This is a genomic window from Pasteurella bettyae CCUG 2042, from assembly GCF_000262245.1.
In the GTDB taxonomy this organism is placed as follows: Bacteria; Pseudomonadota; Gammaproteobacteria; order Enterobacterales; family Pasteurellaceae; genus Basfia; species Basfia bettyae.
This window is the reverse complement of record NZ_AJSX01000033.1, coordinates 49,398-65,636: the sequence shown is the minus strand read 5'-3', so window position 1 is coordinate 65,636 and position 16,239 is coordinate 49,398. Positions and strand designations below refer to the sequence as shown.

Annotated in this window: 14 protein-coding genes, 1 tRNA gene and 2 pseudogenes; 10 read left to right on the top strand and 7 right to left on the bottom strand. The window is 35.8% G+C overall.

Going from position 1 to position 16,239, the window contains the following annotated elements; translation table 11 throughout:
- Positions 1-2 precede the first annotated feature (2 nt).
- Positions 3-1,676, top strand: a complete 1,674-nt coding sequence (locus HMPREF1052_RS06370) for a fructose-specific PTS transporter subunit EIIC (RefSeq protein ID WP_005760891.1) — start codon at positions 3-5, stop codon at positions 1,674-1,676.
- A 138-nt stretch (positions 1,677-1,814) separates the two neighbouring features.
- On the opposite strand, the gene HMPREF1052_RS06365 is transcribed toward HMPREF1052_RS06370, so the two are convergent.
- The gene (locus HMPREF1052_RS06365) at positions 1,815-2,213 is read right to left on the bottom strand and encodes an ACP-like domain-containing protein (RefSeq protein ID WP_005760720.1); all 399 of its coding nucleotides are present in this window, start codon (positions 2,211-2,213) and stop codon (positions 1,815-1,817) included.
- A gap of 293 nt (positions 2,214-2,506) precedes the next feature.
- Between HMPREF1052_RS06365 and HMPREF1052_RS06360 the strand changes: the two are divergent.
- The 3 genes and pseudogenes from HMPREF1052_RS06360 (at position 2,507) to HMPREF1052_RS06350 (ending at position 4,627) form a co-directional block, all read left to right on the top strand.
- Positions 2,507-3,145, top strand: a pseudogene (locus tag HMPREF1052_RS06360) (tellurite resistance TerB family protein).
- Between the two features lie 156 nt (positions 3,146-3,301).
- Positions 3,302-3,592: a YfcZ/YiiS family protein gene (locus tag HMPREF1052_RS06355; RefSeq protein ID WP_005760944.1), complete on the top strand. Its 291-nt coding sequence runs from the start codon at positions 3,302-3,304 to the stop codon at positions 3,590-3,592.
- 192 nt (positions 3,593-3,784) lie between these two features.
- Complete coding sequence (locus HMPREF1052_RS06350) at positions 3,785-4,627, top strand: patatin-like phospholipase family protein (protein WP_005760780.1); 843 nt, start codon at positions 3,785-3,787, stop codon at positions 4,625-4,627.
- 98 nt (positions 4,628-4,725) lie between these two features.
- On the opposite strand, the pseudogene HMPREF1052_RS06345 reads toward HMPREF1052_RS06350, so the two are convergent.
- The 3 genes and pseudogenes from HMPREF1052_RS06345 to HMPREF1052_RS06335 all read right to left on the bottom strand — a co-directional run.
- A pseudogene (locus HMPREF1052_RS06345) lies at positions 4,726-5,148 on the bottom strand (helix-turn-helix domain-containing protein); the annotation flags it as partial.
- A 107-nt stretch (positions 5,149-5,255) separates the two neighbouring features.
- Positions 5,256-6,785, bottom strand: coding sequence for a subtype B tannase (locus tag HMPREF1052_RS06340; RefSeq protein WP_005760817.1), 1,530 nt, complete (start codon positions 6,783-6,785; stop codon positions 5,256-5,258).
- Positions 6,786-6,821: 36 nt separating this feature from the next.
- Complete coding sequence (locus HMPREF1052_RS06335; protein ID WP_005760873.1) at positions 6,822-7,259, bottom strand: MarR family winged helix-turn-helix transcriptional regulator; 438 nt, start codon at positions 7,257-7,259, stop codon at positions 6,822-6,824.
- 178 nt (positions 7,260-7,437) lie between these two features.
- Here HMPREF1052_RS06335 and HMPREF1052_RS06330 point away from each other — a divergent pair, with 178 nt between their 5' ends.
- Genes HMPREF1052_RS06330 through modD form a run of 5 tightly spaced genes read left to right on the top strand, consistent with a single transcriptional unit; the run spans position 7,438 to position 11,861 of the window.
- Positions 7,438-8,457 (top strand): iron ABC transporter substrate-binding protein, encoded by a 1,020-nt coding sequence (locus HMPREF1052_RS06330; protein ID WP_005760925.1) that lies wholly within the window; start codon positions 7,438-7,440, stop codon positions 8,455-8,457.
- The gene (locus tag HMPREF1052_RS06325) at positions 8,457-9,446 is read left to right on the top strand and encodes a FecCD family ABC transporter permease (protein ID WP_005760877.1); all 990 of its coding nucleotides are present in this window, start codon (positions 8,457-8,459) and stop codon (positions 9,444-9,446) included. The genes HMPREF1052_RS06330 and HMPREF1052_RS06325 overlap by 1 nt, the downstream gene beginning before the upstream one ends.
- Entirely contained in the window at positions 9,443-10,189 is a 747-nt protein-coding gene (locus HMPREF1052_RS06320) for an ABC transporter ATP-binding protein (protein WP_005760719.1), read from the top strand. The genes HMPREF1052_RS06325 and HMPREF1052_RS06320 overlap by 4 nt, the downstream gene beginning before the upstream one ends.
- Positions 10,186-10,989: a class I SAM-dependent methyltransferase gene (locus tag HMPREF1052_RS06315; RefSeq protein ID WP_005760741.1), complete on the top strand. Its 804-nt coding sequence runs from the start codon at positions 10,186-10,188 to the stop codon at positions 10,987-10,989. The genes HMPREF1052_RS06320 and HMPREF1052_RS06315 overlap by 4 nt, the downstream gene beginning before the upstream one ends.
- Positions 10,990-11,000: 11 nt before the next feature.
- Positions 11,001-11,861: a ModD protein gene (modD, locus tag HMPREF1052_RS06310; RefSeq protein ID WP_005760757.1), complete on the top strand. Its 861-nt coding sequence runs from the start codon at positions 11,001-11,003 to the stop codon at positions 11,859-11,861.
- Between the two features lie 68 nt (positions 11,862-11,929).
- Here the strand turns inward: modD and HMPREF1052_RS06305 are convergent, their stop codons facing one another.
- Complete coding sequence (locus tag HMPREF1052_RS06305) at positions 11,930-14,014, bottom strand: TonB-dependent receptor plug domain-containing protein (RefSeq protein ID WP_005760833.1); 2,085 nt, start codon at positions 14,012-14,014, stop codon at positions 11,930-11,932.
- A gap of 10 nt (positions 14,015-14,024) precedes the next feature.
- A complete protein-coding gene (locus tag HMPREF1052_RS06300; RefSeq protein ID WP_231284619.1) occupies positions 14,025-14,483 on the bottom strand; it encodes a hypothetical protein in 459 nt (152 codons plus the stop codon).
- 302 nt (positions 14,484-14,785) lie between these two features.
- On the opposite strand from HMPREF1052_RS06300, the gene HMPREF1052_RS06295 reads away from it, so the two are divergent.
- On the top strand, positions 14,786-15,826 hold the full coding sequence (locus tag HMPREF1052_RS06295; RefSeq protein ID WP_005760828.1) for a Gfo/Idh/MocA family oxidoreductase: 1,041 nt from the start codon (positions 14,786-14,788) through the stop codon (positions 15,824-15,826).
- Between the two features lie 60 nt (positions 15,827-15,886).
- On the opposite strand, the gene HMPREF1052_RS06290 is transcribed toward HMPREF1052_RS06295, so the two are convergent.
- A tRNA-Lys gene (locus tag HMPREF1052_RS06290) sits at positions 15,887-15,962 on the bottom strand.
- Between the last annotated feature and the right edge of the window lie 277 nt (positions 15,963-16,239).

The following is a 16,239-nucleotide window of genomic DNA, read 5'->3' as shown; positions in this document are numbered from 1 at the left end:
AAATGAACATTTTTCTTACTCAATCTCCAAATTTAGGACAAGCAAAGACATTTTTATTGCATCAAGTCGCTAAGCAAGTCGCAAAACAGCAAAATTATCAAGTGGTAGAGCAAGCTGAACAAGCAGATATTGCCATCGTGTTTGGAAAAATTTTGCCAAATGAGACCGCACTTTTAGGTAAAAAAGTCGCTTTAGTAGATGAACAACAAGTATTTTTAGCCCCTGAATCTGCATTGTCTGAGGCATTAAATCATGCAATAGATTATGTTCAACCAGAAAACATTCAGCCTGCTGTCTCTTCAACTCGTGTGAAGAATATTGTTGCCGTGACTGCTTGTCCAACTGGTGTGGCTCATACTTTTATGTCCGCAGAAGCCATTGAAACTTATGCAAAAGCACAAGGCTGGAACATTAAAGTTGAAACTCGTGGACAAGTTGGCGTAGGTAATCCAATTTCGCCACAAGAAGTTGCTGATGCAGATTTAGTCTTTGTAGCAGCGGATATTGATGTTCCATTAGATAAGTTTGCAGGCAAACCAATGTATCGTACTTCAACGAGGCTTGCATTAAAGAAAACGGCTCAAGAATTTGAGAAAGCTTTCACCAATGCTCAAATTTATGAAAGCGTTAGTAAGGTTGCAAATGCACCTGAAACTAAAGGCGAGAAAAAAGGGGTATATAAACATTTAATGACAGGGGTATCACATATGTTACCTTTCGTGGTCGCTGGTGGTTTATTAATTTCTATCGCTTGGATCTTAGGTGGTATCTATGCAGGTGCGGAAGAAAATGCAGGTACCTTAGCTTATACATTAAATAAAATTGGTGGAACCGCATTTGGTTTAATGATCGCAGCATTTGCTGGTTATGTCGCCTATTCTATCGCTGATCGTCCTGGATTAGCGGTTGGTTTTATTGGTGGAATGTTAGCCAATGGTGCAGGTGCAGGTATCTTAGGTGGTATCTTTGCCGGTTTTCTTGCAGGTTATATTGTGAAAGCCTTAAATGACTTTATTAAATTACCTGCAACATTCAGTTCATTAAAACCTATCTTAATTCTGCCATTATTGGGGACTGCTATTGTTGGTTTAATCATGATTTATGTGATTAATGAACCTGTCGCTGCCATAATGAAAAGCTTGGCTGAATGGTTAAAGACAATGGGACAAGCTAATGCCTTAGTTCTTGGAGCAATTGTTGGCGGTATGATGTGTGTTGATATGGGCGGTCCTGTAAATAAAGCTGCTTATACATTTGGTACGGGGTTAATTGCTTCACAAGTTTATACACCGATGGCAGCGGTGATGGCTGCTGGTATGGTACCTCCTATTGGTATGGCGATTGCTACATGGATTGCTCGTTCTAAATTTACGGCGAGCCAACGTGATGGAGGTAAGGCATCATTTATCTTAGGTTTATGCTTTATTTCTGAAGGCGCATTGCCTTTTGTTGCAGCAGATCCAATCCGTGTGATCGCTACTAGTATCATCGGTGGTGCAATCGCAGGAGCAATCTCAATGGGGTTAGGCATCACATTACAATCACCACATGGCGGTTTATTTGCACTAACTGCGGTATCTCAACCATTAATTTATTTAGGTGCAATTGCAATTGGTTCGGTGGTCACAGGTGTACTTTATGCAATTATTAAACCTAAACAAATGACAGCCGAATAATTACTTAATATGTAAAGTGCGGTCAGTTTTGACCGGATTTTATCGTAATATTAGCCAAGTCACGAAAAAAGCCACCCTAAGGTGGCTTTTTAATGTAAAACAACGAGGCAATATTCCTATTTATAAGGCATTCTGCAATTATCTTTTTTGTGCTTTACAGCCTTTATATAAAATCTCGCTAGCTGGATTTTGGATATTTACATCTGCTTTGCGGAAGTTATCGAATTCCATTGGATCACCATAAAGACTAAAATTATTTTCATCCCCAAATGTTGTACCTGAAGCATCTGTAGTGTTTAGGTTAATTGGCATAAAACGAGTTTTGCCATTTAATTTGGCTTCTGCATAAGTTGGAATACCTTGTTTATTAAAGCCATATTTTACTGCTAATTTTTTACCATTTTGGCAGCTATATTTTACTTTCGCGGTTTTTACTGTACTTTCGTAAGCTTCTCGTGGATCACTTTGTTCACCTGCTGCGTGTGCTAAACTACTTACCATTAAAGCGGCTGTCGCTAATACAATCAATTTTTTCATAAAACTCTCCTAGTTTAAAATTAAAATTTAGTACATCTGCTGATCGGATGCAGATGACTTATGCCTTTAGAAAGTAACTTTTTTAAAAAGTTTCTTAGTTTCTTTTAGTTGCTTAATTTTTGCCCTCAAGTTCTTATGGTTATTTATTGCTAGATTATGCTGAAAATCTATTACAATTTAATGGGATAGTATGAGTGTTAGACATGAATAATGTTTACATTTATTTACTTTTTAAAGTGAACTAAGGAGAGAATAAAGGGACAAAGAGAATATCTATATACAGGAGGAACAATATGGATTTCAACTCAGTTTTAAATCAAGTATTAAGTGTCGCCCAAGAATAAGTCAAAAAAACTATCAATGGCAATTCAAATACAGATAAAGTGACAAAAATAGGCGGCGGTGCAGCCGCAATTGGTATTCTTTCAATGATTTTTGGACGTAATGGCGGTGCGGGGTTAGCTAAATTAGGTTCATTAGCCGCATTAGGTAGTTTAGCTTATCAAGCTTATCAAGATTATCAAACGAAACAAGTTAAAGGAAATTCTTCTGTGACTGAAAAGGAATTTACCCAATCAGCAGAGCACTCTTCAGCAGATGTGAGTAAAGTCATTTTACAAACCATGATTGCAGCAGCGGCGGCTGATGGTGCAATTACAGAAGAAGAAAAGCAAGCTATTTTAAGTCATGCGGGTGAAGATCCTGAAGTCCAACAATGGATTCAACAAGAAATGTATCAACCTGCAACTGTACAAGAAATTGCTGAGCAAGTAGGTGATAATCCTGCATTAGCCACACAAGTTTATCTTGCTGCACGTGTTGTATGTTCAAATTTGGAACGTAAAGAAATTGTATTCTTAGCTAACTTGGCACAAGCATTAGGCTTAGAAGATGCTTTAGTTGAGCAATTAGAAAAACAAGCAGGTTTCTAATATTATTTCGTTTTTTCTACGGCCATCATTCTGAAAGGTTTTATGGCCGTTTTTATTGATATATTGAGAAGAAAACGACCAACGTTTTTTGTAAGATTGATTCCATTTCTATTTAGTATTAAAGTAATCAATAATTAATTCAAACGAGGAAGAATAATGAAATCAGATAAACCTATTGAATGTGTCGGCTGTAATACTTTTGATGTTGGTTCAATTTTAAATAATGATGAAGTTGAGGCAAAGGTTGAAAAAGTTTTTGCTACTAAAGATCAGGCAGAGCAAGCGTTATCTCAGTTAATTCAAAAAGCACGTGATATTGAAAGTGACCCTTGTACAATTACCAGTGATATTTCTGAAGTTGAAGCTGGTTATAAATTAACTGCAAGTTTTGTGTTTAGTTGCCAAGCAGAATCAGTCATTTTCCAATTAGCTTTACGTTCATTTTAATAAGCTAGAAAGAATAAAGTGCGGTTAATATTTTTAAAAAATTAACCGCACTTTTTTTAATGTAGAAAACCTCATTATTCGCATCAATTGTTTATTGTAGGTATTGTGGGTGGCAACCGCATTGATTTTATTCAGTTTTTTGGTGATTAATCTTTTTTTAATTTTTTGTACATGAGTTCAAAGGCAAATAATATGAAAGTTGGTTTAGTGTTAGAAGGTGGCGCCATGCGTGGCATGTTTACGGCTGGTGTATTAGATGTATTTTTAGACGAAAATATTCATATTGATGGTGCGGTAACCGTATCCGCTGGAGCCTTATTTGGTATTAATTTGCCTTCAAAACAGCGTGGACGAGTGATTCGCTATAACAAAAAATATCTCAATGATAAACGTTATATGGGGCTATACAGCTTACTGACCACCGGCAATATTGTGAATAAAGATTTTGCTTTTTATGAATTGCCGTTTAGCCTGGATCCTTTTGATCAAAAAGCTTTTTTGCAATCAGCAATGGATTTCTGGGTGACGCTTACTAATGTAGAAACCGGTGAAGCTGAATATTTTAAAATCCAAGATGCCTTTAAACAAATGGAAGTATTACGAGCTACTTCCGCTATGCCTTTTGTTTCAAAGATGGTAGAAATTCATGGTCAGAAATATTTAGATGGAGGCATTGCTGACAGTATTCCACTGCAAAAATGTTTTGATCTCGGTTATGACAAAATTATTGTGGTTTTGACACGTCCTTTAGAATATCGTAAAACCCCAAGTTCTATGGCATTGTTTAATTTATTTTATCGTAAATATCCAAAATTAGCGGGACGTTGGGCAAATCGTTATGCGGAATATAACCAAACCGTGGAACGCATTATTGAGCTGAATAATCAACAACAAATCTTTGTGATTCGCCCTTCTCAAAGCCTTAAAATTAGTCGATTAGAGAAAGACCCTAATATGGTACAAGCGATGTATGAATTAGGCTTAGCAGATGGTAAAAAAGCTATTGAAGGGCTCAAAGCCTATTTAGCAAGATAATATTATTTTTATCTATGCGATAACTGCTAGTTTGATCGTTATGATCAAAAGTGCGGTGTCGTTTTAAAAAATTTTCGTCACAATTTGTCGTTATAAAATCAACTGCTTCTAATACTAAATTGTTTACGCCAAGCTTTAGGGCTGATTTGGTGCTTTTTCAGAAAATGTTGTCGGAAACCTACCGCACTTTTAAAGCCAATTTGTTCAGCAATATTTTCGATAGTCAGTTGGCTACTTTCTAATAAATCTCGCCCTTTTTGTAATCGAGTCTCAATTAGCCATTGTGCTACGGACATGCCTGTTGCCTTACGGAAATGACGAGTAAACGTGCTACGGCTCATGGCTAGACGAGTGGCTAGTTCATTAACAGAATGAGGAGATTGTAAGTTTTCTCGTAAGTAATCCAACAACTGATTAATGTTTTCATTTGAGGTTTTTCTTGGTAAGGGCTGTTCGATAAATTGTGCTTGACCACCCTCTCTATGAGGCGAGGTGACAAAGAATCGAGCCATATGATTAGCAGCTTGAGGAATAGCAAAATGGAATAAACTGAAATATTACTTATGAGATTAGCTGAATATTTGAGAAGGGCGTTTGATTATTTCAAACGCCCTGATGGAGTTAGGGGTTACTTAGCGATTTTATCAATCCAAGAGAATAGCTCCACTAAATCATAATCACCTGAATGTGGTATTCCCCAAGGCAAGGCATAATCTACTTGTTTGCCATTCATACGCAATTTTATTGCCAGTATGGCGGAAATAGCATGTGATGTATCGTAATCAGACGAACCAGCACGAATACGCCAATAGGTTGCTGATTGTGGATTATCCATATAATTCATCGCATTCATAATATGAATAATATTGCTATCTGCCATTTTGCCTTTTGCTTGGCTATTTTCGAAACTGTAAGCAGTAAAATGTTTATTGTTGGTGGTTTTATCACCAAATAAATTATTTTCTCCAGAGCTTAAATCCAAGGCATCAAAAGCAGGCGGAGTTTTCATACGTTTTTTGTGTGCTATAAAGGCATCGAAATTAACAGCGGTTACTTTGCCATTCTCAATAGTTAAGTATTTTTCATTTGATAAATCTATACCTTCTGAGATGGCTTTATTTGCCGAAGCTACAATTCGTTCAGCAATATAATCTTTGAAGCTACCATTACCATCAGCATCTAATTGCAAAGGGAGACCTTTGGTGTCTTTAAGATTCAAGCTGTTTAAATAACTAGGGAATTGTGCTTTGAGTTGCTGGGAGACTATGAGCTGTTTGTTATCTAGACTTCCTGTTATCATAGGCATACCTTTAGAGCGATCATTATAGGTTTGCGCTGTTAGTTTGGACATGTCCATTCGTTCATAATCAGTTAATGTATAAAATTGCCATTCATAAGCCATATCTGCGTGTTCTAAATTTGTGATAGGGCAATACGCAGATACTGCGAAAATGCTATCGCTTGCTTGAGCAGCGCCTAATTCTGCAAAATAGTTTTCATAATCTGTACTATTTCCACTTGCACCCAATAATGCCGACATCGCTCCGCCAGCAGAGGTACCATTAGAAATAATTTTATTGGCATCACCAGGCATTTTTGCATCATTTGCATGTAGATAACGAACCGCTGATTTTAAGTCAATAATTATGGCAGGTGCTTTTCCCGTATAATTGCTATCATGACCAAGAGTGCGCCCTCTTGCTCCAACTGAAGCCACTACATAACCTTGTTTTAAGGCTTGTAAAATAGTACTTGTTTTTCCACCCATACCTTTTGCTTCTGCTGTTGCAGCAACTGCTGGCATATATCCGCCAATGCTATTAGGCAAGAAAATAGGAGCAGTTTCTGCGCTATAGCCATTAAGTTTTTTACCTAAGAAATAGGCTTCAGGGACATAAAAATTAATGGTTTGATATTCTGCTTCAACAGGATTTTTTACATAGACAATTTTTTCAATCGCACGATAAGAAATCACCTCTCCATTTACTTGAGTGCTACGTTTTACGAATTTACTTCCATCAAAATCTAAACTAAAACCATGATTAGTTTGATTAGCAAAAGGGACATTTTTTAATGGATTATCACCCATTGGCACAGCATGGGCTACCACCATAAAACTAGATAAAAAACAGCTTGTTAAGATTTTATTAAAGCTCATTATTACTCTCCTAAAATTGAAATAAATGAAATAAGGCTATTTTGAGCCAATATTCTTGGCAATAATCTTTTGCAGCGTAGAAAAATAATGGATAAATGCATGCATATTTTCGGCGCCAAATTCAGCAACAGATTGATATTCTAGCTCAAGTAATGGTTCTATAATCGGCAATGCCAAAGTTTGTCCTTTTTTACTTAATGTTAGATTCTTTTCACGTTTATCTTCAGCATTATCAAGTACATTAATTATTCCCTCTGCAATCCATTTTCGGCAAATGTTATGCACGGTTTGCTTGGGTAATTCCCGAATTGCTCCTATCTGCTTTTGCGTACAGACTTTCTGGGTAACGAGAGAATACAAAACGATCAATTCGTTATAATTTAAGTTAAACCGTTTAGCATATTCACTGTAACTTTGATGAATTAATGTGGTATTTAAAGCTGCTTGATTAATTTTTTTATTGGCAATTAACATAAATTAGTCCTAAAGTTTATTATTAATATAGTAAATTTTAGGACTAATTACAAGAGGTAAATTTTGCTAAAAATAATCGTCAGAATCTTTAATGTATATCTTAATATTTCACTATTGTTATTTAAAAATTAACATATAAAATATAATATATAACGATTCTAGTTATGGTGACATTTATATGAAAAAACAACTATTTTTTAAAACAATAGCGTTTTTATTTTTAAGCTTCACATCATGTTTTTCGGTGGCAAAAGATCCATTAATTGTTGCACATTATGGTGAAATTCATCCTCAACAAGTTCAACATGTATTTAGTGCGGGCAAAGTTTCTGATGTGATGTTAATTTCTATTGCACCTGAGAAGCTGATAGGTCTATCTAGTGGTTTATCTCCTAAAATCCAGCACTATTTTGATCCAAATATTGTGAAATTGCCTGAAACTGGGCGTTTAGCTGGGCGTGGTTCTACTGCACCAATAGAAAAAATTGCCAATTTAAATCCCGATCTTATTTTAGATTTAGGCAGTACTACACCGAGTTATATTGCTACCGCAGAACGAGTTTATCAGCAAACTAATGTTCCTTACCTATTGATTGATGGGCGTTTTTCACAAAGTGCAGAACAGATTAGAAGCATTGGTAAATTACTAAATAACCAAGATAGAGCGGAAAAGCTGGCAATTTTTGCTGAACGTATTTTAGCAATTACTGAAAATATTGGTCGGCAAGATAATAGGTTGTCAGTTTATGTTGCTCGTGGTGTTGATGGGCTTGAAACAGGATTAGAACATTCTATTCATACCGAGGTGATTGAATGGGTTGGCGCAAAAAATGCGGCGGCTGTCATTGGACAGGATAAGACGGTCCGCATTTCTATGGAGCAATTGTTACAATGGCAACCTGATTTAATTATTACCCAAGATCCTAATTTGTATAAAGCTATTCAAACTTCAGCATTATGGCAGAACTTAAGTGCGGTCAAAAATCAGAAAATTTATTTAGTGCCTAATGAACCATTTGGTTGGATCGATAGCCCACCAAGCATTAATCGTTTATTAGGTGCCATATGGTTAGGACATTTACTCAATCCACATAAATTAGATCAAAGTACTTATAGTGCCTTAATCACAGAATATTTTGAATTATTTTATGATCATAAGTTAACGGAACAAGAAGGTTTAGCTTTTGGAGTAAAATAATGCAAAATCTTAAAATGGGAAGTTTACCCATTCTCTTGTTGATTAGTATGCTAATTGCTCTAAATTTGGGGCAATATCCTTTATCTTTAGCTCAATTGTGGCAAGCTTTTATTCATCTTTTTCAAGAGAATATATCAACAAGTGCTGAAACTGTTTTATGGAATATTCGCTTACCTCGTATTATTACAGCAATACTTGTGGGTGCGGCTTTATCTGTAGCTGGGGCAACTTATCAAGGGATGTTTAAAAATCCACTCGTTTCACCTGATATTCTTGGAGTAAGTTCTGGTGCTGGTTTAGGAGCGGTGATTGCGATTTATTTAGGTTATGATTTATTTATTATTCAAATCGCTGCCTTTTGTGGTGGTTTAACAGCCGTTTTCCTTGTTTATCTTATTTCTCAAACCGCACGTCATCATGCTCCGCAGCTCGCTTTAGTGTTATCAGGTATTGCTATTGGGTCTTTGCTTGGAGCGGGTATTTCATTATTAAAGATTTTGTCTGATCCTTATAGTCAACTAACGACAATGACTTTTTGGTTGTTAGGTGGACTCAATATGGCAACTTGGCAGGATATTCTTACCACGTTGCCTTTTATATTAGTTAGCTTAATTCCGTTAATTTTGTTACGTTGGCAAATGAATGTCCTTAGCCTTGATGAAGAAGAAGCTCAAGCTTTAGGAATTAATCCAAAACGTACACGTATCATTTTTATTTTTTCCGCAACATTAATGACTTCTGCGGTGGTTTCTATTACGGGAATTATCGGCTGGATTGGGTTAGTGATTCCACATATGGCTAGATTATGGATAGGGGCGGATTATCGACGTTTATTGCCAGCAAGTTTATTTATCGGAGCGAGTTTCTTAGTACTGACAGATACTCTTGCTCGTAGTTTATTTCAGATTGAAATTCCATTAGGCATTCTCACTTCTGCGGTTGGTGCACCATTCTTTTTGAGTTTGCTGGTTAGAGGCGGTAGACCATGATCTTAGCTACGAGAGATTTATCCATTGGTTACCATAAAAGTGCGGTAGGTTTTGACCTAAATTTTACCTTAAATCAACAAGAAGTAGTGTGCTTATTAGGGGCGAATGGTTGTGGAAAAACCACATTCCTAAAAACCTTATTAGGTTTATTAACGCCTATTGCCGGTGAGGTTTATTTAAACCATAAAGCATTAAGCACATTCTCGGCTAGAGAAATTGCTCAAATGATAGGATATGTGCCTCAGGCTCATCAGTTATTCCCTTATTCGGTAGAAGAAGTGGTGTTAATGGGTCGAACCGCACATTTACCTTGGTATAGCACGCCTAATAAACAAGATATTGCCATTGTGCATCAGAGTTTAGAATCGTTGAATATTGCTCATTTAACTCAGCGTATTTATACCGAATTAAGTGGTGGTGAACGTCAGCTTGTACTGATTGCAAGAGCATTAAGCCAACAAACTAATATTTTGATTCTTGATGAACCCACTTCAAATTTAGATTTTGGAAACCAAATTAAGGTCATGGAACATATTCAAAATTTAAAACGACAAGGTTTTACGATTTTACTGACCACTCATCAGCCTGAGCAAGCAGAGCAAATTGCCGATCGTGTATTGTTGTTTCATCAGGGGCATATTATTGCAGATGCTCCTCCAGAGAAAACACTGACCATTGAGAATTTGGCACAAATTTATGGTTTGGAAGAACAATTATTACGTAAATATAAGGATAAAAGATGAAAACTATCAGAGATGTTGCTTTTGATGAACTTTATCGTAATCATTTTAAATTAGCAGCGAGAAAACCAAAATGTCCAGAAGATTGGGATCGTAAAGCGGAGAAAATGGCGGAATCGAGTTTCGATACAACCGACCAATATGTGAGTGCTTTTTTATCAAAAATGGATCTGCACTCTACGGATACTGTTTTAGATGTTGGTTGCGGTGGTGGTGCGATTAGCCTTGCAGTCGCACCTAAAGTAAAGCATGTATATGCTTTAGATTTTAGTCAAAAAATGCTCGAACTTCTGCTAAAACGTGCTGAAAAACTAGGCATTACTAATATTACACCAATTAATTTAGCTTGGTTTGATGATTGGCATGAGGTGCCTCAATGTGACATCGCCGTGTCTTCCCGTTCTTCAATGGTAGAAGATTTATCTGTTGCACTTAACAAACTCAATGAGAAAGCAAAACGTGCAGTTTATATGACCATGACAGTTGAAAAAGACTTTATTTCTCGTGATATTTTGCAAGCCATAGGACGTGATTCAGTGGGATTTCCTAATTATATTTATGCGGTCAATATACTTTATCAGCAAGGTTATTATGCCTCTGTGAGCTTTATTCAGTCTGCTATGGGTATGCTAGAAAATAAAGCGATGAGTTTAGCAGATTTAGAACGCTCAGTCAGTTGGTCTATAGGTGAATTAACCGAGGCAGAGAAAATCTGTTTGAATGCCTATTACCAAGCCAATAAAACCCAATTACAACTTTATCCATGTTCAAAACAATGGGCTTATGTGAGTTGGAAAAAATAAGGAGATCACAAATGATCTATTTTTCAGAAAAAGAACTCGATGATCTTTTATTAGAAGATATTTATCGTGGTGATTTAACCTCACATGCACTGAATATTGAGAACATTCCTGCAAAAATGCTATTTAAACGTAAAAATTCAGGGATGGTGGCAGGTATTCAAGTTGCAGAGAAATTACTGAAAAAATTAGAATTGTGTCCACAAGTTTATGTAAAAGACGGTGAACTTGTGGATAAAGGTCAAGTTTTGATTGAAGTTAAAGGTACTGCGAAACGATTACATCAAGCTTGGAAAGTCGTCCAACTGGTTTTGGAATGGTCTTGTGGTGTTGCACAATATACTTATGATATGGTGCAAAATGCAAAGCTAATTAATGCCAATGCCGTGGTGGCTTGTACAAGAAAAAGCATTCCTAATACACGTAAACTAGCCACTAATGCAGTATTAGCTGGTGGTGGACATATTCATCGTCAAGGAATTAGTGAAACGCTATTAGTTTTCACTAACCATCGTAATTTATGTAGTCAACCTGAAAATTGGCAACAAATTGTTAGCCAAATTCGTTGTGAAGCTCCAGAAAATAAGGTCACGGTGGAAGCAGATAATTTAGAGCAATTTTCAGCAATGCTTTCTGCAGAACCTGATATTATTCAATGTGATAAATTTTCTATTGAACAAACTAAAACTGCTGTCGCATTATTAACTCAGTATCATCAAGCACACCCAACAGCTAAAATCCAGATTTCTGTGGCGGGCGGGATAAATAAAGATAATGTGGCTGAATATGCAAAAACAGGTGTGAATTTATTTATTACTTCGGCACCTTATTATGCTATGCCCGAAGATATTAAAGTGGTTATTGAAAAGGCGTAATAATATACTAAAAGTGCGGTAAGGTTTTTAAAAATTTTTAAAAATCTTACCGCACTTTATTTTAGAGATTAATAGAAATCAATACGTATATTGGCGTAGTAGTAACGACCTTGCGATGGATAGTAATCATCATAACCTTGATAGTTTTTATTTGATAGATTATCTATTCCTACATTAAATGTCACATATTTCCATGCTTCAGGAGAATAGGACAATTTTAAGTGATAAAGTGTATAGCCTGGGTTGCGAGCGGAACCATTATTCGTGGCTAAGCTACTGCTACGTGCTTCTAAGGATGGCGTGATAGAAATAGATTCTATTGGATGGAATGTCGCATATAAGTTACCAAAATGTTTTGGAATATCTATTAATTGACCATTAGGATTATCACGATTTTTGGCTTGCAAATAAGTATAGGCTCCGCCTAAACTGAAAAATGATGACACATCATAGTTCGCCCCTAACTCAAAACCTTTGCGTTCAATCACGCCTTCAATATTCATATTTTTACGCACTGCAAAACCAGGGTAGCTATCGAAGTCATACCCACTGCGTGTAATGGCATCTTTCGAGCGACTGAGAAATAATGCGGCTTCAAGATTTAGTCCTTCAAGAGGTTTTCCTTGATAACCAATTTCATAATTGATTGCTTTTTCAGGGGATAAGCCAGAATCTTGCACGGTTACTGCGGGTACGCGTCTTCCAGTTTTAGGATTTTTGGTCATATTTCCAGCAGAATAATTTGAATATGCTTCTTTAAAGCTAGGGAAACGGGTACGTTTAGCAATACTTGCGTGGAATATATGGTTTTCAACTGGCTTATAGAATAATGCTGTTTGATAATCCCAAGCATCAATATTAGGCGCAAGCATGGCACTAATTTGTGGATAAGCTTGAATAATGCTTTGTACACCTGAACCTAAGTTAGTGGCTTGTGCTTTACGTTTAGTATAAAGTGCACCAATTTGCCATTCAAATTGATCGCTGAGTTTGATGGTATCTTCTAAAGCTACGGAATAGAATTTTTGTGTTGCTTCTGAATCACTATTAGCTAACACACTGCCTGTAGTTGCATCGGTATCAAAACTGCGGTGTTTTTCACGTTTATAACTCACCATAGTTTTAATTAAATGATCTGCTATTGCAGTTGTACCTAATTCAACAGATGAACCAAAGGCACTATCATCATAGTGACTACCATTCCGACTGCCACCCCAGCCTACTAAAGTATTTTCGAATTTATCATAATAAATACGAGGTTTGATATAGAGTTGTTCATTGAAGAATTTTGTATTTGACATAAAAGAAATGGTTTCACGATCCCAAGCAGGCCATTCCCAAGTGGTTGGTGCAAAACCATTTTTCACAGGACGCGGATATTTTTCTGCAGTTTGTTTTGAGTAGCTAATGACGTATTCATCAGAATCATTGGGAATATAGCCTATTTTCATATTTGCCCGACGATCTTTTGTGTAATAAGCATATTTATCAGAATGGACAGGATTACCATTAGCATCTTCAGTTGCTTCTTCTGAAAGATCAATAAAACGACGTTCTAATTCAGAAGCACCAGCTTGGAAATACCATTTGTTTTGTAAGCTCCCTAGATTGGCAGATAGTTCACGAGTATTACCAGTGGCATAGCCTAGCGTGCCTGTAATATCTAATTCAGAGCGTGGTTTTAAGGTTGTAATATTGATAACTCCACCCATGGCATTATGTCCATACATCACGGAGCTATAGCCTTTTGCAACTTGAATAGAAGAAAGATCTGCGGTGGTGAAACGACCTAAATCGGAATAACCATCATAGGGAATATAAACAGGAATACCGTCCACATAAATCGGCACATAACGCATACCATAGCCACGTACAGTCACAGCTGATTCATAACGATTGCCCTGAGCATAACTGTAAACTACGCCAGGCACACGTGATAATGCAGTACCAATATTTTTATGTTCAAAACGTTCCATTTCCTCTTTAGACACCGTAGTTTCTAAACGATCAGCCAAGGTTTTATTACTATCGTACACATAAATAGTACCGAGAGAGAAAACATCATTAGCTGCCTTTTCTTGTTCAGCTAATGCAGGGAGAACACATGTCATTGCTATAGATATGGCACTAAGTTTAAATAAAATTGAACGCAAAATAGACTCCTTAGATTGATAGAAATTTTAGTCTTGTCACAATATCAATCGCTAAGAAAATTTTCTCATCATCATTTTTTGTGACTTGACGTAGAGTTTGTTGATTAGATTGAATAAAAATTCGATTTTCTTGGAAGGCATCTTTCAATTGTGTTTCATCTAATTGAAAAGTATCGATTAGTTGCTGAATAGTCAGTCCCTCAAACGTCATAATGAGGCGATCTAATGTGCAATAGCTTGGATATTTGCTATGCATAATAACATCATACATTTGGGTTTTTAGTTTACGAAATTTACTACGACGATTAATAAAATGTAGGACGGCAAATAGAACAAGGAAGCATGCACAAGTAAGGTGTAGATAAAGTGATAAAGAGAAGTTAAAACCTAAATATAGGCTTATTCCCGATGCTGCCACCAAACATAGGGAGCATAGTAATAAGCAAATCACCATAAATTTATAAATCATAGGGAAGCTTTTCATAATATATTGTCTTATATAAATAGATTTGTTTGATTATATACCTCTTTATATATTTATCAATATAACGTTTAAGCTAATTATAAAAAGATGGTTTTGTATTTGCAGAAAATTTTTTAAAATTTTACCGCACTTTTGATAGCTTATTTTCTTGTTCCTTTTATTGAATTTTTCTCTTATGGTTTTGCAGAGGAAGATAAATGATTTTTGTTAGGGCAAAGAAAAACTTTGCTATCTAAACTTAAAGCAGATTATTATATTTGCTTAAAATTCATGCAAAAGGAAATAAGATGAGAACGCTTAATGTGGCAATTGCGGGGAGTGGCTATTCTAGTCGTTTGTTTCATGTACCATTTTTAAAAGATGATGCACGTTTTGCTATAAAAAAATTCTATGAACGAACCACTGAGCGTGGTTTACAATGGGTTCCAACTGCTGAAGTTGTACGTGATTATTCACAATTATTAACAGACGACATTGATGCTGTCATTATTACTACGCCAAATCAAACTCATTATGAAATGGTGAAAAAGGCAATTGTTGCAGGTAAGCATGTGTTAGTGGAAAAACCGTTGGTGGCGACGGCAAAAGAAGCATTTGAATTAGGTGAATTAGCTAAACAACATAATGTTGTACTGTATGTCTACCAAAATCGTCGTTGGGATAGTGAAATTGCTACTGCTAAACAGATTATTGAACAAGGTCTGTTAGGTGAGTTAGTGGATTGTGAAATCCGAATTGACCGCTATGCAAAAGCTAAAAATTCAAAACTTTGGAAAGAACTCGGTGATAAAGGCACAGGCTTAGTATATGACTTAGCTGTACATTTAATTGATCAGTCAGTGTATTTATTTGGTCAGCCTAAAGCTGTTTTTGCGGATATTCGTTATCAACATGAGGGAGCCTTAGTGGATGATAATTTTGATATCCATCTTTATTATGAAAATGGTTTAAAAGCTTCCTTATTAGCGAGTAAATATGTGCGTGAAACAGGCAATCATTTTTCACTGCATGGACGTTTAGGTTCTTATGTGAAGAAAGATGTGGATATTCAAGAAAGTTTATTAAACAAAGGGGTTCTCACTAAAGGCGATTGGTTTATGGAATCAATCTCTGGATGGGGAATATTGCATACGGAATTAAATGGTGAACTGATTCGTCAAAGTTATCCTAATGTGAGCTGTAGCTATCAAAATTTATATGATAACTTTTATGAAAGTATTGTGAACCAGCAACCACAGATTGTAACTATTGAACAAGTTATCACGGTATTAAATATTATTGAAAAAGCTTTTGAAAGTTCGGTGCAAGGAAAGAAAATAGCATTGTAATATATAAAAAAGTGCGGTAGCAATTTTTAAAATTCCTACCGCACTTTTTTATTTGCTGTTTGGTGGGTCGTGAGAGACTCGAACTCTCGACCGACGGATTAAGAGTCCGCTGCTCTACCGACTGAGCTAACAACCCAAATCATGTTTATTATATTAAAGAAAAAAATTGGAAAGTGCGATTAAATTTTATCATTTTTTTATAATTATTTGATCTAAACACAAAGTTTATTTGTATAAATATTAACAGGCTTGAATGTTGATTCCTTTTTGAAGAAAGATTATTTATTTAATTTTCTATGTAAACAATATTAATTAGTCATGTCATGGAATCTCCACTTTTTAGATAAAATAATTATTAAAATTAAATAATAAAAAGAATAATTATTATTTAATTTAATGTTATTAAATGTTAA

Excerpts from the sequence above, each read along its gene's own strand:
- HMPREF1052_RS06330 (WP_005760925.1), top strand. The coding sequence starts at position 7,438 with ATGAAAAAACAACTATTTTTTAAAACAATAGCGTTTTTATTTTTAAGC.
- HMPREF1052_RS06295 (WP_005760828.1), top strand. The coding sequence starts at position 14,786 with ATGAGAACGCTTAATGTGGCAATTGCGGGGAGTGGCTATTCTAGTCGT.
- HMPREF1052_RS06355 (WP_005760944.1), top strand. The coding sequence starts at position 3,302 with ATGAAATCAGATAAACCTATTGAATGTGTCGGCTGTAATACTTTTGAT.
- HMPREF1052_RS06325 (WP_005760877.1), top strand. The coding sequence starts at position 8,457 with ATGCAAAATCTTAAAATGGGAAGTTTACCCATTCTCTTGTTGATTAGT.
- HMPREF1052_RS06365 (WP_005760720.1), bottom strand. The coding sequence starts at position 2,213 with ATGAAAAAATTGATTGTATTAGCGACAGCCGCTTTAATGGTAAGTAGT.
- HMPREF1052_RS06350 (WP_005760780.1), top strand. The coding sequence starts at position 3,785 with ATGAAAGTTGGTTTAGTGTTAGAAGGTGGCGCCATGCGTGGCATGTTT.
- HMPREF1052_RS06335 (WP_005760873.1), bottom strand. The coding sequence starts at position 7,259 with ATGTTAATTGCCAATAAAAAAATTAATCAAGCAGCTTTAAATACCACA.
- HMPREF1052_RS06300 (WP_231284619.1), bottom strand. The coding sequence starts at position 14,483 with ATGATTTATAAATTTATGGTGATTTGCTTATTACTATGCTCCCTATGT.
- HMPREF1052_RS06315 (WP_005760741.1), top strand. The coding sequence starts at position 10,186 with ATGAAAACTATCAGAGATGTTGCTTTTGATGAACTTTATCGTAATCAT.
- HMPREF1052_RS06370 (WP_005760891.1), top strand. The coding sequence starts at position 3 with ATGAACATTTTTCTTACTCAATCTCCAAATTTAGGACAAGCAAAGACA.
- HMPREF1052_RS06340 (WP_005760817.1), bottom strand. The coding sequence starts at position 6,785 with ATGAGCTTTAATAAAATCTTAACAAGCTGTTTTTTATCTAGTTTTATG.
- modD (WP_005760757.1), top strand. The coding sequence starts at position 11,001 with ATGATCTATTTTTCAGAAAAAGAACTCGATGATCTTTTATTAGAAGAT.
- HMPREF1052_RS06320 (WP_005760719.1), top strand. The coding sequence starts at position 9,443 with ATGATCTTAGCTACGAGAGATTTATCCATTGGTTACCATAAAAGTGCG.